Origin of the sequence: Janthinobacterium sp. SUN118, assembly GCF_030397695.1 — a bacterium.
Classification (GTDB): Bacteria; Pseudomonadota; Gammaproteobacteria; order Burkholderiales; family Burkholderiaceae_D; genus Janthinobacterium.
Genome location: NZ_JAPUBV010000005.1, coordinates 349,451 through 374,714, shown reverse-complemented (window position 1 = coordinate 374,714; position 25,264 = coordinate 349,451). Strand labels below are relative to the sequence as shown.

At 69.5% G+C, this 25,264-nt stretch carries 3 protein-coding genes; all 3 read left to right on the top strand.

All coding sequences use genetic code 11. The features are described from left to right. The first annotated feature begins 62 nt into the window (after positions 1–62). The 3 genes from O0880_RS25585 (at position 63) to O0880_RS25575 (ending at position 25,262) form a co-directional block, all read left to right on the top strand. Positions 63–21,008 carry a non-ribosomal peptide synthetase gene (locus tag O0880_RS25585; RefSeq protein WP_289889347.1) on the top strand — a complete coding sequence of 6,982 codons (20,946 nt, stop codon included), beginning with the start codon at positions 63–65 and terminating at the stop codon, positions 21,006–21,008. 85 nt (positions 21,009–21,093) lie between these two features. Next, positions 21,094–23,556, top strand: a complete 2,463-nt coding sequence (locus tag O0880_RS25580) for a penicillin acylase family protein (RefSeq protein ID WP_289889346.1) — start codon at positions 21,094–21,096, stop codon at positions 23,554–23,556. Next, complete coding sequence (locus tag O0880_RS25575) at positions 23,553–25,262, top strand: cyclic peptide export ABC transporter (protein WP_071324770.1); 1,710 nt, start codon at positions 23,553–23,555, stop codon at positions 25,260–25,262. Before O0880_RS25580 ends, O0880_RS25575 begins: the two co-directional genes overlap by 4 nt. Positions 25,263–25,264: the final 2 nt, after the last annotated feature.

Below are 25,264 nucleotides of genomic sequence, written 5' to 3'. Positions count from 1 at the left end.
CTGGCACGGGCGCTGGCGTCGCCATGCCGCCGAACGACATCGAATGACACTGGAGATATGCAATGAGTGAATTGAGCACGGGCGCGACGAGCGCCGTCGAGATACTGAAACGCGAACTGATGCTGCGCCGCCTGGCCAAGGGCGCCGGTGGCGCCGCGCGGCAGCCGGCCGCCATCGGCAAGGCCGACCGCAGCCTGCCGGTGCCGCTGTCCTGGGCGCAGCAGCGGCTGTGGTTCCTGGAACAGCTCGACAGCGCCGCCGGCGCGGCCTACCACCTGGCCGCCGGCCTGCGCCTGTCCGGCAAGCTGGATCGTTCCGCCCTGAAGGCGGCGCTGGACCGCATCATCGCGCGCCATGAAGTGCTGCGCACCACGTTTGCCGAGATCGACGGCCACCCGGTGCAGGTGATCGCCCCGGCCCACGGCTTCAGCCTGCACGAGCACGACCTGGCGGCGCTGGACGGCGCGGAACGCGAGGTGGCCATCAGCCGCCTGTGCGCGGCGCACGAGCAGCAGCATTTCGACCTGGCCAGCGGTCCGCTGATCCGCGCGCAGCTGCTGCGCCTGGACGACGAAGAACACATCCTGCAGATCACGCAGCACCATATCGTCACGGACGGCTGGTCCAATGGCTTGCTGGTGCAGGAGCTGGTCACCCTGTACCAGGCCTTCAGCCGCGGCGAGGCCGACCCGCTGGCGCCGCTGGCGATCCAGTACGCCGACTATGCGGCCTGGCAGCGCGACTGGCTCAAGGGCGAGGTGCTGCAATCGCAGCTCGATTTCTGGCGCCATCACCTGCAGGGCGCGCCCGCGCTGCTGGAACTGCCGCTCGACCATGCGCGCCCGGCCCGGCAAAGCCATGCCGGCGGCAGCGTGCCGCTGGTGCTGGACGATGCCTTGTCCGCGCAGCTGCGCGTGTGGAGCCAGCGTCACGGCTGCACGCTGTTCATGGCCCTGTTGACGGGCTGGGCGATTTTGCTGTCGCGCCTGTCGGGACAGCAGGACGTGGTGATCGGCGCGCCCATCGCCAACCGCCAGCGGCGCGAGGTCGAGGAGCTGATCGGCTTTTTCGTCAATACGCTGGCGCTGCGCGTGCGCCTCGACGACGATCCCAGCGTGGCCGAGCTGCTGGCGCGCGTCAAGAGTGGCACCCTGGGCGCCTTCGCGCACCAGGACCTGCCGTTCGAGCAGGTGGTCGAGATGCTCAACCCGGTGCGCTCGATGGCCCACTCGCCGCTGTTCCAGGTATCGCTGACGCTGAACAATACGCCGCAGGGCGGGGCGCTCGTCACGCCGGGCCTGACCCTGGCGCCGCTGGCGCGCGACCACCGCACCACCCACTTCGACCTGTCGCTGTCGCTGACCGATAGCGGCGGACGCATCGAAGGCGATATCGAATACGCGAGCGACCTGTTCGAGCACGCCACCATCGCGCGCTGGGCCGGCCACCTGCGGGCCATCCTGGAAGCCATGACCGGCAACGATGCGCAGCGCGTCAGTGCGCTGCCACTGCTCGACGCCGCGGGCCGTCACCAGATGCTGCACGGCTTGAACGCCGGCACCCGCGCCTGTGCACAGGAGCGCCTGGTGCACCAGCTGTTCGAAGACCGTGCCGCCGGGAATGCCGACGCCATCGCGCTCGAATGCGGCGCGCAGCAGCTGTCGTATGGGCAGCTGAACGGCCGCGCCAACCGCCTGGCGCACCACCTGCGCGCGCTCGGCGTGGCGCCGAACCAGCCGGTGGCCATCTGCGTGCCACGCGGCGTGGACATGGTGGTCGGCCTGCTGGCGATCCTGAAGGCGGGCGGCGCCTACGTCACGCTCGATCCCGCGCTGCCGGCCGACCGGCTGGCCTTCATGCTGGCCGATACGGCCGCCGGCGTGGTCATTTCCCATGGCGAGGTGGCCAGTGCGCTGCCGCTCGCCGGACAGCACCTGCTGCTGCTCGACCGCGACGCGGCCGTCATCGACGGCCACCCTGACAGCAATCCGCCGGCCCTCAGCCAGCCGGGCGACCTGGCCTACTGCATGTACACCTCCGGTTCGACGGGGCAGCCGAAAGGCGTGGCGATTCCGCACCGCAGCGTGCTCGGGTTCATGCTCGACGTCGACTATGTGGCGTGGACGCCGGCCAGCGTCATGCTGCAGTATTCGTCGGCATCGTGGGATGCCCTGACGCTGGAACTGTGGCCCGTGCTGGCGCACGGCGGCCGCTCGGTGCTGTTCAGCGGCGCCAGCGTGACGCCGCAGGAACTGGGCCGGCATATCCGCACGCATGGCGTCAACCAGCTGTGGATCACGTCCAGCTTCTTCAACCTGATCGTCGACGAGGATGTCTCGCTGCTCGCCGGCGTGGCGCAGCTGATGGTGGGCGGCGAGCAGGTCTCGGCGCCGCATGTGCGCAAGCTGATGCTGGCCCAGCCCGCAACGCGCGTCGTCAACGGCTATGGCCCGTCCGAGTGCACGGTATTCAGCTGCTGCCACGTGCTGCCCGCTGCGCCGGCGGCCGACGCGCACAAGCTGCCGATCGGGCGTCCGATCGGCGACCGCCGCGTGTATGTGCTCGATGCGGCCGGCGGCCCGGTGCCGGTGGGTGTGGTGGGCGAACTGCATGTGGCCGGCGACAGCCTGGCGCTCGCCTATATCAACCTGCCCGAGTTGACGGCGCAGCGCTTCCTGGCCGACCCCTTCGTCGCCGGCGCGCGCATGTACCGCAGCGGCGACCTCGTGCGTTGGCTGCCCGATGGCAACCTGGAGTTTGTCGGACGTGCCGACGACCAGGTCAAACTGCGCGGTTTCCGCATCGAGCTCGGTGAAATCGCGGCGCGCCTGTCCGCCTGTCCCGACGTGCTGGACGCCGCCGTGATCGTGCGCGACGACTTCCCCGGCGATGCGGGCCAGCGCCTGGTGGCCTATGTGACGGCGCGCGATGGCGCCGTGCTGGAGGCGGCCGACCTGCGCGCGCGCCTGGCAGTGGTGCTGCCGGCCTACATGGTGCCGGGCGCCTTCGTGGTGCTCGATGCCTTGCCGCTGACGGCGAATGGCAAGCTGGATCGCCGCGCCTTGCCGGCGCCGGATGCGGCGGCCCTGGCCACGCGCGTGTATGAAGCGCCGCACGAGGGCATCGAAGCGGCGATGGCGCAGGTCTGGCAGGATTTGCTGGGCGCCGCGCGCGTCGGCCGGCACGACCAGTTCTTCGAGCTGGGCGGCCATTCGCTGCTGGCGGTGCAGCTGATTTCGCGCCTGCGCCAGGCGCTCGACGTGGAACTGACCTTGCGCGACCTGTTCGACGAGCCTTCGCTGGCCGGCCTGTCGCGCCTGGCGGCCCAGGCCCGGCGCGCCAGCCTGGCGCGCATCGAACGCATCGACAGCAGCGTGCCGGTGCCCCTGTCGTGGGCGCAGCAGCGCCTGTGGTTCCTCGACCAGCTGGACCACGCAGCCAGCGTTGCCTACCATATCCCCACGGCCTTGCTGCTGCAGGGCGAACTCGATACGGCGGCGCTGCAGGCGGCGCTCGACCGCATAGTCGCCCGCCACGACATCCTGCGCACCAGCTTTGTCGCCGTCGACGGCCAGCCGATGCAGCTGGTGGCGCCGGCCGGCGCGGGCTTCTGCCTGCTGCGCGAAGACTTGCGCGACATGACGGAACTGGCGCAGCAGGAGACGGTGCAGCGCCTGTGCCGCAGCGAGGAGCGCGAACCGTTCGACCTGGCGCGCGGCCCGCTGGTGCGCGGCCGCCTGCTGCGCCTGGCCGACGACCAGCACGCACTGGTGATCACCCAGCACCACATCGTCACCGACGGCTGGTCCGTGGGCGTGATGGTGCAGGAACTGGCGGCGCTGTATTCCGCCTTCCTGCTGGCGCAGCCTGACCCGCTGCCGCCGCTCGCCCTGCAGTATGCCGACTACGCCAGCTGGCAGCGCGCATGGCTGCACGACAGTGTGCTTGACGGCCAGCGCGCCTTCTGGCGCAGCCGCCTGCAGGGCGCGCCGACGCTGCTCGAGCTGCCGCTCGACCGCGCCCGTCCCGCCATCCAGAGCTACGCCGGCGCGACCCTGGCGCTGGCCTTGCCGGCGGAGCTGTGCAACGGCCTGCGCCACCTGAGCCAGCGTCATGGCAGCACCTTGTTCATGACCCTGCTCACGGGCTGGTCCATCGTGCTGTCGCGCCTGTCCGGCCAGGACGATATCGTCATCGGCACGCCGGTGGCGAACCGTCCGCATGCCGAAATCGAGTCGTTGATCGGCTTTTTCGTCAACATGCTGTCGATGCGCGTGCGCCTGGACGACAACCCCAGCGTCGCCGCGCTGCTGGCGCGCGTGAAGGCCGATGCGCTCGACGCCTATGCCAACCAGGACCTGCCGTTCGAGCAGGTGGTCGAAGCCGTGCAGCCGCTGCGCGCGATGAGCCACGCGCCGCTGTTCCAGGTGTCGATGACCTTGAATAACATGCCGATCAACACGGAGCTGGAACTGGCCGGCCTGTCGCTGTCGCGCATTGCTTCCCACGACACGTCCAGCCAGGTCGACCTGTCGCTGGAGCTGATGGAAGTGGGCCAGTCGGTGCAGGGCGTGCTGACCTATGCCAGCGACCTGTTCGACGCGGCCACCGTGCAGCGCTGGATCGGGCATTTGCACACGGTGCTGGCGGCCATGGTGGCCGACGACCAGCAGCAGGCCGGCACCTTGCCGCTGCTGACGGCGGCCGAGCGCGAACAGATCGTCACAGGCCTGAACGCCACGGCGCGCGAGTATCCGCATGACATGGATATCGCGCGGGTATTCGAGGCGCGCGCCGCGCAGCAGCCGGACGCCGTCGCGCTCGTGCATGAAGGCGCGAGCGTCTCGTATGGACAGCTGAATGGCCGCGCCAACCGCCTGGCGCACCACCTGACGGCGCTGGGCGTGGCGGCCGAGGACCGCGTCGCCGTCTGTCTCGAGCGCAGCCCCGACATGATCGTCGCCATGCTGGCCATCCTCAAGGCGGGCGCCGCCTATGTGCCGCTCGACACCAGCTATCCGCCCGAGCGCCTGGCATGGATGCTGGCCGACTGCGCCCCGGCCGCCCTGGTCGGCAGCACGCCGCTGCTGGCAGGCCTGCCGTCGCTGGCTTGCCCCGTGATCGCGCTGGACGCGGCCGCGGCGCAGCTGGCGCCATGCAGCGAGGCCAATCCGCAGCGCGGCGAGGCGCAGCCGCGCCACCTCGCGTATGTGATCTATACCTCGGGCTCGACCGGCGAGCCGAAAGGCGTGATGGTCGAACAGCGCAGCGTGCTGCGCCTGGTCATGAACAATCCGTACGCCCGCATCGATGCCGAGGATTGCATCGCGCATTGCGCCAATCCCGCCTTTGACGCTTCGACCTGGGAAATCTGGGCGGCCCTGCTGAACGGTGCGCGCCTGCTGCTGGTGCCGCAGCCGGTGCTGCTCGATCCGATCAGTTTTTCCAACGCCCTGATCGAGGAGCATGTGACGGCCCTGTGGATGACGGTGGGCCTGTTCAACGAATATGCGCCCTTGCTGGAGACGGCGTTCAGCCAGCTGCGCTACCTGTTGGTGGGCGGCGATGCCCTCGATCCGCGCGCCATGGCGCGCCTGCTGGCCAGCACCGTGCCGCCGCGCCACGTGATCAACGGCTATGGCCCGACCGAAACGACGACGTTTGCCGCTACCTACGACATCACTGCCGTGGCGGCCGATGCCCGCTCCATCCCGATCGGCAAGCCGATCGGCAACACCCGCATCTACATCCTCGACGCGCACGGCCAGCCCGTGCCGCTGGGCGTGGCGGGCGAAATCCACATCGGCGGCCCCGGCGTGGCGCGCGGCTACCTGTTCCGTCCCGAACTGAGCGCGCAGCGCTTCATCGCCGATCCGTATGGCGACGAGGAGGGCGCGCGCCTGTACAAGACGGGCGACGTGGGCCGCTACCTGGCCGACGGCAATATCGAATACCTGGGACGCAACGATTTCCAGGTGAAGATCCGCGGTTTCCGCATCGAGCTGGGCGAGATCGAGGCGCGCCTGGCCGCCTGCGCCGGCGTGCGCGAAGCGGTGGTGCTGGCGCGCGAGGCGCAACCTGAGGCCGGCGTGCCGGCCGACAAGCGGCTGGTGGCGTATGTGCTGCCAGAGGAGGGCGCCGCGCTGTCGGCGGCCGTCCTGCGCGCGCAGCTGGCGCAGGTCTTGCCGCCGTATATGGTGCCGTCCGCGTTTGTCTGCATGGACAGCTTCCCGCTGACGCCGAACGGCAAGCTCGATCGCAAGGCCCTGCCGGCGCCGGACCAGCAGTCGCTGGCCGCGCGCGAATACGAGGCGCCCGTGGGCGAGACGGAAATCGCGCTGGCCACACTGTGGCAAGAGCTGCTGGGCGTGGAACGGGTCGGCCGGCATGACCAGTTCTTCGAGCTGGGCGGCCATTCGCTGCTGGCCGTGCAGCTCGTGTCGCGCCTGCGCCAGTTGCGCGGCGTGGAGCTGGAATTGCGCCAGCTGTTCGCGCAGCCCACCTTGGCGGGCCTGGCCAGCGTGGCCGACAGCGCCAGGCGCGCCGACCTGTCGCGCATCGAGCGGGCCGACCGCAGCCTGCCGCTGCCCCTGTCCTGGGCGCAGCAGCGCCTGTGGTTCATCGACCAGTTCGACCATGCGGCCGGCGCCGCCTACCATATCCCGGCCGCGCTGCTGCTGACGGGGAAGCTCGACCGCGCCGCCCTGCAGGCGACGCTGGAGCGCATCGTGGCGCGCCATGAAGTGCTGCGCACCACCTTCGTCGAAGACGACGGCCAGCCGCGCCAGGTCATCCACGCGGCCGGCGCCGCCTTCCAGTTGCGCGAACAGGACCTGTCCGGCCTGACGCCGGAACAGCAGCAGGCCGCCGTGCGGCGCCTGGGCCAGGCCGAGGCGTGCGCAGCGTTCGACCTGGCGCAGGGACCGCTGATTCGCGGCCAGCTGCTGCGCCTCGGCGACGAGCAGCACATCCTGCTCGTCACGCAGCACCATATCGTCACCGACGGCTGGTCGATCGGCATCCTGGTGCAGGAAGTGGCGGCCCTGTATGGCGCCTTCCGCCAGGGAAGGGCCGACCCGCTGCCGCCGCTGGAACTGCAGTATGCGGACTTCGCCGTCTGGCAGCGCGGCTGGCTGCAGGGCGAGGCCCTGCAGGAGCAGCTCGATTTCTGGCGCGGCCACCTCGAGGGCGCGCCCGCGCTGCTCGAACTGCCGCTCGACCACGCCCGTCCGCCCGTGCAAAGCCATGCCGGCGGCATGCTGCCGGTGATGCTGCCGGCCGACCTGTGCGGCGCGCTGCGCCAGCTGTCGCAGCGCCATGGCTGCACCATGTTCATGACCTTGCTGGCCGGCTGGGCGATTGTCCTGTCGCGCCTGTCGGGACAGGATGAGGTGGTGATCGGCGCGCCCATCGCCAACCGCCAGCGCGGCGAGCTGGAAAACCTGATCGGCTTCTTCGTCAACACCCTGGCGCTGCGCGTGCGCCTGGGCGACAATCCCAGCGTGGCTGAATTGCTGGGCCGCGTGCGCGGCGACACGCTCGACGTGTACGCGCACCAGGACCTGCCGTTCGAGCAGGTCGTCGAGGCGGTCCGTCCCGTGCGCTCGCTGGCCCATGCGCCGCTGTTCCAGGCCATGCTGGCATTGAACAATACGCCGTCCGGCGCGGCCCTCGAGATGCCGGGCCTGAGCTTGTCGTCGCTGGAGCCGTCGCACGTGACCAGCCATTTCGACCTGTCGCTGACGTTCTCGGAGGACGCGGCCGGCATCGCCGGCGCGCTCGAATATGCGAGCGACCTGTTCGAACCGGCCACCGTGACGCGCTGGATCGGCCACCTGCAGACGGTGCTGGCCGCGATGGCCGCCGACGACCAGCTGGCCGTGCGCGACCTGCCGCTGCTGTCGCCGGCGCAGGAGCGCCACCTCGTGCAGGACTTCAACCTGAACGCGGCCGCCGATGCCGACGACGGCCACGCGCTGATCCAGCAGCTGTTCGAAGAACAGGTGGCGGCGTGCCCCGGGGCCGTCGCCCTGTCGCATGACGGCGAGGAGATCAGCTACGCGCAGCTGAACGACATGGCCAACCGCGTGGCGCGGCAGCTGATCGCGCTCGGCGTCGTGCCCGACCAGCGCGTCGCGCTGTGCCTGGAGCGCGGTCCGCACATGGTGGCCGCCCTGCTGGGCATCATGAAGGCGGGCGGCGCCTATGTGCCGCTCGACCCGCAGTATCCGCAGGAGCGCCTGGCCTACATGCTGGCCGATAGCGCGCCGGTGGTGCTGCTGACCCAGGCATCGCTGGCGGACGGCTTGCCGCCGCTGGCCGTGCCGGCGCTCGACATCGCCGCGCTGCTGGCGCCGCAGGACGAGGCGCCCGCCAATCCCGATCCGCTTGCGCTGGGCCTGCGCGGCGAGCATCTGGCGTATGTCATCTACACCTCCGGTTCGACCGGCTTGCCGAAGGGCGTGATGAACCATCACCGCGGCCTGTGCAGGCTGGCGCGCGCGCAGCGCACGCTGTTCGGCGCCGGCGCCGGCAGCCGCGTGCTGCAGTTCGCCTCGTTCAGTTTCGACGCCAGCGTGTGGGAATGCGTGATGGCCCTGTGCGGCGGCGCCACCCTGGTGCTGGCCAGCCCGGCGCGCCTGCAGGCCGGCGACGCGCTGTGGCAGACCTTGCAGCAGGAACGCATCAGCCATGTCACCTTGCCCGGTTCGGTCGTGGCGATCTGGGGCGACGCCGTCCCGGCGCAGCCGCTGACCCTGATCATGGCCGGCGACGTGTGTCCGCCTGCCGTGGCGCGCCATTGGGCCGCCCATTGCCGCCTGTTCAACGCCTACGGCCCGACGGAAATCACGGTGTGCGCCAGCGTGCACGCCTGCCTGCCTGAGGGACAGGGCACGGTGCCGATCGGCCGTCCCATCGCCGGCGCGCGCATCTATATCCTCGATGCGCAAGGCAAGGTGCTGCCGCTGGGCGTGCCCGGCGAAATCCATGTCGGCGGTCCCGGCGTGGCGCGCGGCTACCTGAACCAGCCGCAGTTGACGGCGCAGCGCTTCATCGCCGATTCGTTCAGCGCGGAAGAGGACGCGCGCCTGTACAGGACGGGCGACCTGGGGCGCTGGCTGCCCGACGGCAGCATCGAATTTTTGGGCCGTAACGACTTCCAGGTGAAGATCCGCGGCTTCCGCGTGGAACTGGGCGAGATCGAATCGCGCCTGGCCGAGCTCGACGGGGTACGCGATGCCGCCGTCGTGGCCCGCGACGAAGCGGCCGGCGACAAGCGCCTGGTGGCTTACCTGGTGCCGCACGACGGCGCGCAGCTCGAGGTGGCGTCCCTGCGTGCCGCCCTGGCGGCCCACCTGCCGCACTATATGGTGCCGTCGGCCTTCGTCGTGCTCGCGGCGCTGCCGCTGACCATCAATGGCAAGCTCGATCGCGCCGCGCTGCCGGCGCCGGAGCAGGGCGCCGTGCTGGCGCGCGCCTTCGAGGCGCCCGTCGGTCCGCTGGAAACGGCCATCGCGGCCATCTGGCAGGAGTTGCTGGGCCAGCAGCAGGTGGGACGGCATGACCAGTTCTTTGAACTGGGCGGCCATTCCCTGCTGGCGGTGCAGCTGCTCTCGCGCATGCGCCAGACCCTCGGCGTGGAAGTGAGCCTGCGCGAACTGTTTGCCGAACCGAGCCTGGCCGGACTGGCGGCCGTGGCCGGCGGCGCCCGCCGCGCCAACCTGGAGCGCATCGCCGCGGCCGACCGCAGCCTGCCCCTGCCGCTGTCGTGGGCGCAGCAGCGCCTGTGGTTCCTCGACCAGCTCGACCATGCGGCCGGCGCGGCGTATCACCTGCCGGCCGGCTTGCGCCTGAGCGGGCAGCTGGACCTGGCAGCGCTGCAGGCGACGCTGGACCGCATCGTCGCGCGCCATGAAGTGCTGCGCACGGCCTTCGTCGTGCACGAAGGCCAGCCGCGCCAGGCCATCGGCGATGCCGCTACCGGCTTTGCCCTGGCCATGCACGACCTGCGCGGCCTGGAGGCCGGCGCCCGCGAAGCGGCGCTGCAGCGGATCGCCGGCGCCGAGGCGCTGGCGCCGTTCGACCTGGCCACGGGTCCGCTGATCCGCGGCCAGCTGCTGCGCACGGCGGACGACGAGCATATCCTGCTCATCACGCAGCATCACATCGTCACCGACGGCTGGTCGGTGGGCGTCATGGTGCAGGAAGTCATGGCGCTGTATGCCGCCTTCACCCAGGGCGAAGCCGACCCGCTGCCGCCGCTGGCCATCCAGTACGCCGACTATGCGGCCTGGCAGCGCGGCTGGCTGCAGGGCGAGGTGCTGCAGGCGCAGCTCGACTTCTGGCGCGGCCACCTGTCCGGCGCGCCGTCGCTGCTCGAGCTGCCGCTCGACTTCCCCCGTCCCGCCGTGCAAAGCTATGCCGGCGCGCTGGTGCCGGTGACGTTCCCGGCGCAGCTGACGGCCGACCTGCGCGCGCTGGCCCGGCGCTCGGGCAGCACGCTGTTCATGATCCTGATGGCCGCCTGGGCCACGGTGCTGTCGCGCCTGACGGGGCAGCAGGACATGGTGATCGGCGCGCCGATCGCCAACCGCCAGCGCGACGAAGTGGAAAACCTGATCGGCTTCTTCGTCAACACGCTGGCGCTGCGCGTGCGCCTGCACGACAATCCCACGCTGGCGCAACTGCTCGAACGCATCAAGGCCGACACCCTGGACGCCTATGCGCACCAGGACCTGCCGTTCGAACAGGTGGTCGAAGCCGTCAATCCGGTGCGTTCGATGAGCCACCCACCCGTGTTCCAGGTCTCGCTCACGCTCAACAACATGCCCAATGGCGGCGCCACCAGCCTGCCGGGCCTGCGGCTGGAGCAGGTCGAGAGCAGCCACCATACGGCCAAGGTCGACGTCTCGCTGCTGCTGGCCGAGTCGGGCGAGCATATCGAAGGCTCGCTCGTGTATGCCAGCGACCTGTTCGCGGCCAGCACCATCGAACGCTGGTCCGGCCACCTGCAGTGCGTGCTGGCGGCCATGGTGGAGGATGACCAGCGCCGCGTGAACGAAGTGGCCCTGCTGTCGGATGGCGAACGCGCGCAGCTGCTGCACGCCTTCAATGCCTCGCAGCGCGACTATCCGCACGGCGAGCTGATCCATCACATGATCGAGGCGCGCGCCGCTGCCGATGCGCAGGCGCCTGCCCTCGTGTTCGGCGAGCAGACGCTCAGCTACGAAGAGTTGAACCGCCGCGCCAACCAGCTCGCGCACCACCTGATCGCGCTGGGCATCGGTCCCGACCAGCGCGTCGCGCTGTGCGTCGAGCGCGGACCGCAGATGGTCATCGGCATGCTGGGCATCCTCAAGGCGGGCGGCGCCTACGTGCCGCTCGACCCGCAATATCCGCTCGACCGCCTGGCCTACATGCTGGAAGACTGCGCGCCGTCGGTGCTGGTCAGCCAGTCGGCCCAGCTGGACCGCCTGCCATGGCTGGCGGCGCCCGTGGTGGTGCTCGACGAGGACGCGGCCAAGCTGGCGCGCCGGCCGCAGCACAATCCCCAGGTCGATGGCTTGCACGCCGGCCACCTGGCCTACGTGATCTACACCTCCGGTTCGACCGGCATGCCGAAAGGCGTGATGAACCACCATCGCGGCCTGTGCAACCTGGCCCGCGCCCAGGCCGAGCTGTTCGAGGCGGGAGCGGGCAGCCGCGTGCTGCAGTTCGCCTCGTTCAGCTTTGACGCCAGCATCTGGGAATGCGTGATGGCGCTGACCAGCGGCGCCAGCCTGCACCTGGCCAGCAGCGACGCGCTGCTGCCGGGTCAGCCGCTGCTCGACACGCTGGCCAGCCAGCGCATCACCCATGCGACCCTGCCGGGTGCCGTGGTGGCGGCCTGGGATGCCGACGCCCTGGCCGATGGCATGACCCTGATCGTCGCCGGCGACGCCTTCCCGCCGGCCGCCGCGCGCCAGCTGGCGGCGCGCCACCGCCTGTTCAATGCCTACGGCCCGACGGAAACGACGGTGTGCGCCAGCGTGTTCCGCTGCACGCCGGACCTGCAAGGCTCGGTGCCGATCGGCAAACCGATCGCCAACACGCAGCTGTACATCCTCGATGCGCAGGGCCAGCCCGTGCCGCTGGGCGTGAGCGGCGAGATCCACATCGGCGGCACGGCCGTGGCGCGCGGCTATCTGTTCCGCCCCGAACTGTCGGCCGAGCGCTTCATCGCCGACCCGTTCGGCGGCGAGGCGGACGCGCGCCTGTACAAGACGGGCGACCTGGGGCGCTGGCTGGCCGACGGCAATATCGAATACCTGGGCCGCAACGACTTCCAGGTGAAGATCCGCGGTTTCCGCATCGAGCTGGGCGAGATCGAGGCACGCCTGGCGGCCGCTCCCGGCGTGCGCGAAGCGGTGGTCGCCGCGCGCGACGACGCCCAGGGTGCGTCCGCCGGCGACAAGCGTCTGGTGGCCTATCTGCTGCTGGAAGACGGCGCCGAGCTGTCGCCGGCGGTCCTGCGCGACTACCTGGCTGGCGTGCTGCCGGCGCACATGGTGCCGAGCGCCTTCGTGGCACTCGACGCCTTCCCGCTCAGCCCGAACGGCAAGCTGGACCGCAAGGCGCTGCCCGCGCCGGACCAGGAAGCCGTCGTGACGCAGGCCTACGTGGCGCCGGAAGGCGAGGTGGAACTGGCCGTGGCCGCCGTGCTGCAGGAGGTGCTGGGCATCGAGCGCGTGGGACGCCACGACCACTTCTTCGAGCTGGGCGGCCATTCGCTGCTGGTGGTGACCCTTATCGAACGGCTGCGCCAGCGCGGCCTGGCCATGGACGTGCGCGATGTCTTCAATGCGCCGACCCTGCAGGCGATGGCGGCCGTCATCGCCCAGCGCGCGGACCGGCCGGCACCGCAGGAAGCGCCGGTCAACCTGATCGCCGCCGATGCGCGCGAAATCACGCCCGCCATGCTGCCGCTGGCCGAGATGTCGCAGGCGGAAATCGACCTCGTGGTCGCCGCCATGCCGGGCGGGATCGCCAACGTGCAGGACATGTATGCACTGGCGCCGCTGCAGGAAGGCATCCTGTTCCATCACATGCTGGGCAACGGCAGCGATGCCTACCTGTCCTGCTCGGTGGTCGAATTCGACAGCCGCGGACGTCTCGACAGCTTCCTGCAGGCGCTGCAGACCGTCATCGACCGCCACGACATCCTGCGCACGGCCTTCTTCTGGGAAGGTCTGGCGCAGCCGGTGCAAGTGGTGGCGCGCCGCGCCAGCCTGCCCGTCACGGAGCTGCGGCTCGATGACGGCGCCGAGCCGGTCGCCGACCTGCTGGCCCAGGTGGCGCGCGACTATCCGCTGATGGACCTGCGCCTGGCGCCGCAACTGGCCGCCTTCGTGGCGGCCAAGCCGGACGGCTCCGGCTATCTGCTGGGCCTGCACGAACACCACATCATCAGCGACAACTTCACCTTGCAGCTGGTGCTGGCGGAGATCGGCTACCTGATCTCGGGCCAGGAGGCGCAGCTGACGCCGCCCGTCCCTTACCGTAACTTCATCGCGCAAGCCCGCTCCGTGCCCGACGCCGTGCACGAAGCGTATTTCCGCGCCCAGCTGGGCGATATCGACGAGCCGACCGCGCCTTTCGGCCTGCTCGACGTGCAGTCCAGCGGTGCCGTCGCCGCCGAAGCGAGCCTGGTGATCGAGGGCGATGCCGCGCAAGCCATCCGTGACACGGCGCGCGGCCGCGGCGTGCCGCCGGCGGTGCTGTTCCACGTCGCCATGGCGCAGGTGCTGGCCCGTTGCAGCGGACGCGAGGACGTGGTCTTCGGCAGCGTGCTGTCGGGCCGCCTGCAAGGCTCCGCCGGCGCCGACCAGGTGCTGGGCATGTTCATCAATACCCTGCCGCTGCGCATCTCGCTCGCCGGACGCAGCGTCGAGGACGCCGTGCGCGAAACGTATGCCGGCATGGCGCAGCTGCTCGGCCACGAGCAGGCGTCGCTGGCGCTGGCGCAGCGCTGCAGCGGCGTGCGCGCGCCGCTGCCCCTGTTCAGCGCCTTGCTGAACTACCGCCATCCGAACGTGGTCACGCCTTCGGGCGATGGCGATGCGCTGGAAATCTGGGAAGGCACCCGCTTGCTGAGCGCGGTCGAACGCACGAATTATCCGTTCGATATCTCGGTCGACGACTTCAAGGACGAATTCGTCCTGACGGCCAAGTGCAGCGGTGTCGAACCGCAGCGCGTGGCGGCGTATCTGCACACGGCCGTCCTGGCCGTGGCAGAGGCGCTGCGCCAGCAGCCCGACCTGCCGGTGGGCGACATCGCCATCCTGGCGCCGGCCGAGCGCGCGCAGCTGCTGTCGGGCTTCAACGACAACGCCCAGCCCTACGACGCGGCGCGCCTGATGCATGCGGCCTTCGAGGCGCAGGCGGCGCGCGATCCGCTGGCATTGGCGCTCGTGCATGGCGCCACGGCTTTGTCGTACGGCGAGGTGAATGCCCGCGCCAACCGCCTCGCGCATCACCTGCTTGCGCAGGGCGTGGCGGCGGGCAGCCTGGTGGGCGTGTGCCTGCGCCGCTCGGAACAGATGGTGGTGGCGCTGCTGGCCATCCTGAAGGCGGGCGCCGCCTACGTGCCGCTGGACCCGATGTACCCGGCCCAGCGCCAGGCGCATATCGTCGAGGACAGCGGCATGGCCTGGCTGCTGACGCAGGAAGACTTGCTGGCGCAGCTGCAGCAGCAAGGCGAGCTGCAAGCGGCGCTGCAGGCGGCGGGCACGCGTTTGCTGGCGCTCGACGCGGCAGCCGTGACGGCGGCCGTGGCGCTTCAGCCGCACGGCAATCCTGCGCCGCGCGCGCTGGCGGAAGACACGGCTTACCTGATCTATACCTCGGGTTCGACGGGGCGGCCGAAGGCCGTGCAGATCTGCCACCGCAACGTGGCGGCGCTGGTGCAGTGGGCGCAGACGGCGTACGCGCCGGCCGAACTGGCGCGCGTGCTGGCTTCGACGTCGTTGAACTTCGACCTGTCGGTGTTCGAGATCTTCGTGCCGCTGTCCTTGGGCGGCGCCACGGTGGTGGTCGACGATGCGCTGGCGCTGCTGCAAGGTCCGCTCGACATCACCCTGCTCAACACGGTGCCGTCGGCCTGCCGCGCCCTCGTCGATGCGCAGGCCGTGCCGGCCAGCGTGCAGGTGGTCAACCTGGCCGGCGAAGCGCTGCCGGTGGCGCTGGTGAACGCCCTGCTGGCGCAGGGTGGCGTGGCGCGCGTGTGCAATCTGTACGGTCCGTCGGAAGACACGACGTATTCGTCGTGGGCCAGCTTCGACGCACCCTTGACGGGCGCCATGACGATCGGCAAGCCGATCAACAACACGCGCTTTTACCTGCTCGACAGCCATGGCCAGCCGGTGCCGCTGGGCGTGCCGGGCGAGATCCACATCGCCGGCGCGGGCGTGGCGCTGGGCTATCTGAAGCAGCCTGAACTGACGGCGCAGCGTTTCATCGCCGATCCCTTCCAGGGCGGACGCATGTACAGGACGGGCGACCTGGGACGCTGGCTGCCTGACGGCAACATCGAGTACCTGGGCCGCAACGACTTCCAGGTGAAGGTGCGCGGTTTCCGCATCGAACTGGGCGAGATCGAGGCGCGCCTGTGCCAGCTGGACGGCGTGAAGGAAGCCGTGGTGGTGGCGCGTGGCGAAGGCGAGGCGCAGCGGCTGGTGGCGTACTGGATCGCCGCCGCCGATGCGGACGAGATGGAGCCCGGTGCCCTGCGCGCGGCGCTGGCCGCCGTTCTGCCGGCCTACATGCTGCCGTCGGCCTTCGTGCGCCTCGACGCCTTCCCGCTCAGCCCGAACGGCAAGCTGGAACGCCGCGCGCTGCCCGAGGTGGAACAGGAATTGCTGGCAACGGCGCAGTATGCGGCGCCGCAGGGCGCCGTGGAAGAGGGCATGGCGCAGATCTGGCAAGACTTGCTGGGCTTGCCGCAAGTGGGCCGCCATGACCAGTTCTTCGAGCTGGGCGGCCATTCGCTGCTGGCGATCCGCCTCGTGTCGCGTTTGCGTCAGGTGTTTGGCGTGGAAATGTCGCTGCGCGAACTGTTTGCGCAGCCCACGCTGGCCGGCTTGTCGGTCCTGGTGGCCGGCGCCCGCCGCAGCAATCTGGCGCGCATCGAGCGGGCCGACCGCAACGCGGTGCTGCCGCTGTCGTGGGCCCAGCAACGGCTGTGGTTCCTCGACCAGCTCGACGATGCGGCCGGTGCCGCCTATCACATCCCGATGGCCTTGCGCCTGCAGGGACGGCTGGACTTGCCGGCGCTGCAAGCCACGCTCGACCGCCTGGTGCAGCGCCATGAAATCCTGCGCACGCGTTTCGTGGCGCAGGAGCAGGAGGTGCGGCAGGTGATCGACGCCGCCGCGCCGTTCGACCTGCAGCTGCAGGACCTTGCTGGCGGCGCCGTGGACGACGTCATGCGCCTGGCGCAGGACGAGGCGGCCAAGCCGTTCGACCTGGCGCGCGGTCCGCTGATCCGCGGCCGCTTGCTGCGCCTGTCGCCGGAAGAGCACATCCTGCTGATCACCCAGCACCACATCGTCACCGATGGCTGGTCGATCAATGTCATGGTGCGCGAAGTGGCAACGCTGTATGCGGCACTGAGCCAGGGCGGCGCCGACCCGTTGCCGCCGCTGGCGCTGCAATATGCCGACTTCGCCGCCTGGCAGCGTGGCTGGCTGCAGGGCGACGCGCTGCAGGCGCAGCTCGACTTCTGGCGCACGCACCTGGACGGCGCGCCGGCCCTGCTGGAACTGCCGCTGGACCGTGCCCGTCCGGCGCAGCAAAGCTATGCCGGCAGCCTGTTTGCCGCCACCTTGCCGCCGGCACTGAGCGACGGCTTGCGCCAGCTGAGCCAGCGCCATGGCAGCACCCTGTTCATGACGTTGCTGACGGGCTGGGCCGTCCTGCTGGCCCGCCTGTCGGGCCAGGACGAGGTGGTGATCGGCGCGCCGGTGGCCAACCGGGGCCGCAGCGAGATCGAATCGCTGATCGGCTTTTTCGTCAACACCCTGGCCATGCGCGTCAAGCTGGGCGACAACCCCAGCGTGGCCGCGCTGCTGGCCCGCGTGCGGACCGACGCCCTCGACGCCTATGCCAACCAGGACGTGCCGTTCGAACAGGTGGTCGAGGCCATCAATCCGGCCCGTTCGATGAGCCATGCACCGCTGTTCCAGAGCTCATTGACCCTGACGGAGGCGGGCTTGCCGCATGCCCTCAGCATGCCCGGCCTGACCCTGGACGTGCTGGAGCAGGCGCGCCAGACCACGCACTTCGACCTGTCGCTGTCGTGCTTTGACAATGCGGACGGCATCGCCTTCAGCATCGAGTATGCGACCGACCTGTTCGACGCCACGACGATTGCGCGCTGGGCCGGACATTTGCAGACCCTGTTTGCCGCCATGGTGGCCGACGAGACGCTGCCCGTGGCCAGCTTGCCGCTGCAGTCGCCTGCGCAGCTGCAGCAGCTGCTGTCCGGCTTCAACGACAACGCCCAGCCCTACGACGCGGCGCGCCTGATGCATGCGGCCTTCGAGGCGCAGGCGGCGCGCGATCCGCTGGCATTGGCGCTCGTGCATGGCGCCACGGCTTTGTCGTACGGCGAGGTGAATGCCCGCGCCAACCGCCTCGCGCATCACCTGCTTGCGCAGGGCGTGGCGGCGGGCAGCCTGGTGGGCGTGTGCCTGCGCCGCTCGGAACAGATGGTGGTGGCGCTGCTGGCCATCCTGAAGGCGGGCGCCGCCTACGTGCCGCTGGACCCGATGTACCCGGCCCAGCGCCAGGCGCATATCGTCGAGGACAGCGGCATGGCCTGGCTGCTGACGCAGGAAGACTTGCTGGCGCAGCTGCAGCAGCAAGGCGAGCTGCAAGCGGCGCTGCAGGCGGCGGGCACGCGTTTGCTGGCGCTCGACGCGGCAGCCGTGACGGCGGCCGTGGCGCTTCAGCCGCACGGCAATCCTGCGCCGCGCGCGCTGGCGGAAGACACGGCTTACCTGATCTATACCTCGGGTTCGACGGGGCGGCCGAAGGCCGTGCAGATCTGCCACCGCAACGTGGCGGCGCTGGTGCAGTGGGCGCAGACGGCGTACGCGCCGGCCGAACTGGCGCGCGTGCTGGCTTCGACGTCGTTGAACTTCGACCTGTCGGTGTTCGAGATCTTCGTGCCGCTGTCCTTGGGCGGCGCCACGGTGGTGGTCGACGATGCGCTGGCGCTGCTGCAAGGTCCGCTCGACATCACCCTGCTCAACACGGTGCCGTCGGCCTGCCGCGCCCTCGTCGATGCGCAGGCCGTGCCGGCCAGCGTGCAGGTGGTCAACCTGGCCGGCGAAGCGCTGCCGGTGGCGCTGGTGAACGCCCTGCTGGCGCAGGGTGGCGTGGCGCGCGTGTGCAATCTGTACGGTCCGTCGGAAGACACGACGTATTCGTCGTGGGCCAGCTTCGACGCACCCTTGACGGGCGCCATGACGATCGGCAAGCCGATCAACAACACGCGCTTTTACCTGCTCGACAGCCATGGCCAGCCGGTGCCGCTGGGCGTGCCGGGCGAGATCCACATCGCCGGCGCGGGCGTGGCGCTGGGCTATCTGAAGCAGCCTGAACTGACGGCGCAGCGTTTCATCGCCGATCCCTTCCAGGGCGGACGCATGTACAGGACGGGCGACCTGGGACGCTGGCTGCCTGACGGCAACATCGAGTACCTGGGCCGCAACGACTTCCAGGTGAAGGTGCGCGGTTTCCGCATCGAACTGGGCGAGATCGAGGCGCGCCTGTGCCAGCTGGACGGCGTGAAGGAAGCCGTGGTGGTGGCGCGTGGCGAAGGCGAGGCGCAGCGGCTGGTGGCGTACTGGATCGCCGCCGCCGATGCGGACGAGATGGAGGCCGGTGCCCTGCGCGCGGCGCTGGCCGCCGTGCTGCCGGCCTACATGCTGCCGTCGGCCTTCGTGCGCCTCGACGCCTTCCCGCTCAGCCCGAACGGCAAGCTGGAACGCCGCGCGCTGCCGGACGTGGCGCAGCAAGCCGATTCCGGCGCGGACGGCGCGCCGCTGGAGGGCATGGAGCAGGCCCTGGCCGCCATCTGGTCGGAGTTGCTGGGCATGGAGCATATCGGCCGCGACGCCAACTTCTTCGCGCTGGGCGGCCACTCGCTGCTGGTGATCAAGATGCAAGCGATGCTGGAGCAGCGCTTCGGCATCGTCATCGCCCTGCGCGACGTGTTCAGCCAGCCGACCCTGGCTGGCCTGGCGGCCATGCTGGGCGGCCAGGCGCAGGCCAATCCTTATCCGAACCTGGTGCCGATCCGCACGGCCGGCACGGCGCGTCCGCTGTTCCTCGTGCATCCGTATGAGGGCGAGGTGGGCTACGCGCTGGCCCTGGCGCCATACCTGGAACCGGGCATGCCCGTGTATGGCTTTGCCGCCAGCGGTTTCCAGGCAGGCGAAACGGCGCTGCGTTCGGTGCCGGAAATGGCGGCCTTGTACCTGCAGGGCTTGCGCCACGTGCAGCCGCACGGACCGTACCGCCTGGCCGGCTGGTCTGCCGGCGGCACGATCGCCTGGGAGATGGCGGCCCAGCTGGCCGGCGCCGACGAGAGCGTCGAATTCCTCGGCCTGATCGACACGGTGCCCGATTACGGCACGCTGCAAAAACGCACGGTGGGCGACAAGCTGCTGCTGCGCGCGAAGGCGGAATTCGACGAGTGCGGCGCCTTGCTGAGCATGGTGCCGGCCGGCACGCCGGGCGCCGCGCTGGCCCGCCTGCGCCAGCTGGCCCGGGCGCAGGACCTCGATGCCATGCTGCTCGAGTGCCAGCAGATCGGCATGCTGCCGCCGGAGCTGGGCCAGGATGCCCTGCGCCGCTACTTCGACGTGCGCCGGAGCATGCTGCTGGCCCTGCACGCCTATCCGATGTGCCCGCTTTCCGCGCCGCTGTCCTTGTTTACGGCCAGCGTGGGCGGCGATCCGGAAAAGAACGCCCGTGACTGGGAACAGCTGGCGCTGGGCGGCATGCACGCCTATCCGCTGACGGGCGACCATTACGCGATCGTCCAGGGCCAGGCCATCGGCAAGCTGGGTACGGCCATGAACAAGGCCCTGCGCAGCGCCGCCAGGCTGCAGCGCGACGCCACGCCGGAAGTGCGCTATGCGCCGCGTTTCACCATCCAGCGCGGCGAGGAGGGCCAGGCGCCGCTGTTCTGCGTGCCGGGCGCGGGCGCCAGCGTGACGGTCTTCCATGCGCTGGCGCAGTCGCTCGATGCGCGCCTGCCCGTGCATGGCTTGCAGCCGCGCGGCCTGTGCGGCCGCCTGGCACCGCACATCGACGTCGAGAGCGCGGCGCGCGCGTATATCCGGGCGATGCGCGAAGTGGCGCCGCGCGGGCCGTACCGCCTGCTCGGCCATTCCTACGGAGGCTGGGTGGCGCTGGAAATGGCGCGCCAGCTCGAGGCGGCAGGCGAGCGCGTGGCCAGCCTGGTGGTGCTCGACAGCCGGGTGCCTTCCGCATCTGGCCAGGCGCGCCGCCATTACCCGCGCATCGAGGCGCTGCTGCGCCTGGTAACGCTGTTTGAAATGACCCTGGGCAAATCGCTGCGCCTGGCCGAGGCGGATTTTGCGCCGCTGGCCTGCGAGCAGCAGATCGCCTTGCTGCTCGAACGCGTCGTCAAGGCCAGGCTGATGCCGGCGCGTACCAGCCTGCAGGCGATGCGCGGCATCGTGCGCGTCTTCGAGGCCAACCTGAACACGGACTACCAGCCCGCCGCGCCATATCTGGGCAGGGCGCACCTGGTCCTGGCCGCGAATGCAGGACGCGACATCGACGACGCGCAGATGCTGGCGCGCTGGCGCGGGCAGGTGCCGCAACTGGGCTACCGGCAGGCGGCGGGCAACCACATGACCCTGCTGTCCGCGCCGCACGTGCAGGAGCTGGGCGCGTGGCTCAACGATGTCATGCGGGAGGGCGATGTGTGATCCATGGCGCACCTGATGCAAGGCCGGCCGAAGGCGACCCCTTCCCGGCATCCGATAAATGTTGTGCAGATACTAAAGGTCTTCCATGTTTAAACGTTACACGAAACTGACGCAAGGCTCGCCGCTCCTGACGCGCCTGGTCGTCGTGGTGCTGCTGCCGCTGCTGGTGGCCGGCGGCCTGCTGCTGGCCAAGTTCCGCCACAGCCTGCCCACCGATGGCGCGCTGCAGCTGACGCAGGGCGTGACGGCGCCCGTGTCGATCCGCCGCGATGCCCACGGCGTGCCGCATATCGAGGCGCGCGCCGACAACGACGCCTACTATGCGATCGGCTATGTGCATGCCCAGGACCGCCTGTGGCAGCTGGAAATCCAGCGCCGCATCGCCCAGGGCCGCCTGAGCGAAGTGTTTGGCCGCTCCAGCGTGCAGCGCGACATCTGGTTCCGCACCCTGGGCCTGTACGACGCGGCCCGCTCGGCCTGGCCGGCGCTGAGCAAGGAGGCGCAGGCCTCGCTGACCGCCTATACGGCGGGCGTGAACGCGGGCCGCGCCTCGCTCGAGACGCTGCCGCCCGAGTTCCGCATGCTCAGCGTCCAGCCCGAGCCGTGGACCGTCTACGATTCGCTGGCGTGGATCAAGATGTTCGCGCTCAATCTCGGCGGCAACTTCAACCGCGAGATGGGCCGCTACCTGGCGGGCCAGAGCCTCGACGCCGAGCACATGGCGGTGCTGTTCCCGGATAACAGCATCGACAGCACCCTGCTGGCCGGCGGCGAGAACGGCAAGGCCGGCGGCACGGCCGCCAGCGGCCAGCTGGCCAGCATGCTGGCGTTCCAGCACAAGGAACTGACGCAGGGCCTGGGCCTGGGCGGCCGGGGCGTGGGTAGCAATGCCTGGGTGGTGTCGGGCAAGCACAGCGCCGGCGGCGCCGCGCTGCTGGCCAACGATCCCCACCTGAACCTGCAGATCCCGTCGATCTGGTACGTCGTCAGCGCCAAGGGCAAGACCCTGGACGTGGGCGGCATGAGCCTGGTCGGCCTGCCGGCCGTGATCTTCGGCCACAACAAGGACATCGCCTGGGGCGGCACCAACATGATGGCCGATGCCCAGGACCTGTATTTCGAGCGCAGCGATCCCGCCAACCCGGGCCGCTACGCCGTCAACGGCGACTGGCAGGCCTACACCACGCGCAGCGTCTCGGTGTCGGTGCGCTCGGAGTTTCCCGACTTCCTGCATCCGAAATACGAGCCGGTGACGGTGCAGGTGCGCGCCAGCCGCCACGGTCCCATCGTCTCGGACATGTTCAAGGTGTTCGACCAGCCGGTGGCGCTGCGCTGGACGGCCCTCGACGCGGGCGATACCAGCTACGAAGCCTTCTTCCGCCTGAACCACGCGGCCGACTGGGGCGCCTTCAAGCAGGCCATGCAGCTGCACGTGGCGCCGGCCATGAACATGGTGTACGCGGACCGCCAGGGCAATATCGGCTACCTGGGCGCGGGCAGGGTGCCGCTGCGCGGCAAGGGCAACGGCAGCGTGCCGTCGCCGGGCTGGAACGACGACTACGCCTGGAGCGGCTTCATCCCCGCCGACAAGCTGCCGCAGATATACAACCCGCCCTCGGGCTTTATCGTCAGCGCCAACAACAGCATCGTCGGCGAAGGCTACCCGTACTTCATTTCGCAGGACTGGGCCTCGCCGGCGCGGGCGCGCCGCATCGAGCAGCTGCTGCGGCAGAAACTGGCCGCCAACAAGCCGCTGACGATGGCGGACATGCAGCAGATGCAGGGCGACACGCTGGACCTGGAAGCGCAGGAAATCCTGCCCGAGCTGCTCAAGCTGGCGCCCGCCAACGACGCGCAGCGCCAGGCCATGACGTGGCTGCGCCAATGGAATGGCGACATGCAGGCGGACAGCCAGGCCGCGGCCATCTTCCACGTCTGGATGCGCCACCTGCGCGAACAGCTGTTCTCGGCGCAGTTCAAGGGCTACTGGAACAAGGCCGAGCAGGGCGGCGTGATCCGCGGCCTGAGCGAGGAAATCCGCGTCGACACCCTGCGCCGCATCCTGGCGCAGCAGCAGGGCGGCTGGTGCGCGCCGGCGGCGACGGCCGGCGTGAAGGCGTGCCAGGACGTGCTGCGCACCTCGTTGCAGGCGGCCATCGATGAAATCTATGAACTCAAGGGCGACCATTCGATGGATTCCTGGCATTGGGGCAAGCTGCAGACGGCGCTGTACGGCCACACGCCATTCAGCCAGACCAAGCCGCTCGACGGCTTCTTTGAACGGCGCGTCGGCAGCGGCGGCTCGGAAAACACCATCAACGTGGCCGCTTCCTCGTTCGAGACCAAGAAGGGCTACAAGCAGCACCTGGGCGCGGGCTTCCGCCAGGTGATCCGCCTGCAGCCGGACGGCGTGCTGAACATGTACATGAATTCCACCGGCCAGTCCGGCAATCTGCTGAGCCGGCACTACGACGACATGGTCGAGCCGTTTGCCAAGGTTCAATTCGTTCCACTCAATCCCGCAGTCCAATCCGGAGAGGCAAAATGAGCCTGTTTTCCATGTTGTCCAAAAAAGCCCCGAACCGCGTATTCGGTTCGATGCTCCTGGGCGTGCTGTCCGGCGCCACCTACGCGCTGCTGATCCCGCTGATGATCAATGCGCTGCGTCCTGCCGACGCCCGCTTCACCACCGTCGACAGCGGCCCCGTGACGGTGGCCTGGCTGGAGGTGGCCAACGCGCCGGTGGCGGCCCTGTTTGCCGCCATCTGCCTGTTCATCGTGGTGGCGCGCACCTTTTCGCAGGTGACGCTGTCGCGCGTGTCGATGAAGCTGGCTTCCGACCTGCGCGTCAACATGTACGAGCGCATCGCCCGCGCCCCGCTGCCGTCGCTCGAACATATCGGCGTGCCCAAGCTGATCGCCGCCATGACCTCGGACTTGCCGACGGTGGTGTCGGGCACCCAGCTGCTGCCCGACCTGCTGGTGGCCTGCGTCACCGTGGCCGGCATGCTGGGCTTCCTGCTGTACCTGGACGTGACCATCTTCTGGTTCGTCTTCGGCGCCATCATCTTCGGCGTGATCACCTACCAGCTGCCGATGCTGCTGGGCCAGCGCTACTTCATCGAGGGCGGCAAGAGCTCCGATTCGCTGCAGGAAGCGATCCAGGGCCTGGTGCGCGGCGTCAAGGAGCTCAAGCTCAATGACGACAAGCGCCGCGCCTTCTTCGACACCATGCTGCTGCGCTACGAGCGCGACCTGTTCGGCGCCCAGCAAGGCGCCAACACGGTGGTGCGCGTCTCGGCCAACTATGGCGAGATGCTGAGCTTTTTCATTATCGGCGCCGTCACCTTCATCCTCGTCAACTACCACGCCATCAACACGGAGGAACTGCTGGGCGCGATCATGGTGCTGCTGTATATCACGGGCCCGGTGGCCGGCATCCTGCGCCTGCTGCCCGAAATTTCGCGCTCGAAGATCGCGCTGCAGCGCGTCACGTCGCTGCTCGAGCGCCTCTCCGACGAAGACATCGCCGAGACGGCGGCGACGCCCGTGCAGTGGGACGTGATCCGCTTCGAGCAGGTGTGCTACCAGCACCAGTTGGCCGACGATGCGAGCGGCTTTCGCGTCGGCCCGATCGACCTCGAATTCGCCAAGGGCGAAATCACCATGGTCGTCGGCGGCAACGGCTCCGGCAAGTCGACCCTGTGCAAGCTGCTGACGCTGCACTACCAGCCGGTGGCGGGCACGATCTACTTCGGCGACACGGCCATCGACCGCGACACGATCGGCATCTGCCGCCAGAGCGTCTCGGCCATCTATTCGGATTACTACCTGTTCGACCGCCTGCTGGGCGTGGAAGTGGACGCGGCGCAGGTGCAGCACTTCCTGGTGGCCCTGCGCCTCGATGAAAAGGTCACGTACAAGGATGGCAAGTTCTCCACGCTGGCGCTGTCGGACGGCCAGCGCCGCCGCATGGCGCTGCTGGCCGCCTTCATCGAGGACAAGGAACTGTATCTGTTCGACGAATGGGCGGCCGACCAGGACCCCATCTTCAAGGAAGTGTTCTACCACGAAGTGCTGCCGTCGCTGAAGGCGCGCGGCAAGGCCGTGGTGGCGATTACCCATGACGACCGCTATTTCGACATCGCCGACAAGGTGATCGTCATGGCGGACGGCGAAGTCACGCGGATCGAGCTGCCGCATGCGCGGGAACGCGAGAGTGTCAACAGCTCCATGTTCATGCGCCGCGCCTGAGG

What these genes read in the sequence shown, in the direction of transcription:
- O0880_RS25585 (WP_289889347.1), top strand. Translation starts at nt 63, where the DNA reads ATGAGTGAATTGAGCACGGGCGCGACGAGCGCCGTCGAGATACTGAAA.
- O0880_RS25580 (WP_289889346.1), top strand. Translation starts at nt 21,094, where the DNA reads ATGTTTAAACGTTACACGAAACTGACGCAAGGCTCGCCGCTCCTGACG.
- O0880_RS25575 (WP_071324770.1), top strand. Translation starts at nt 23,553, where the DNA reads ATGAGCCTGTTTTCCATGTTGTCCAAAAAAGCCCCGAACCGCGTATTC.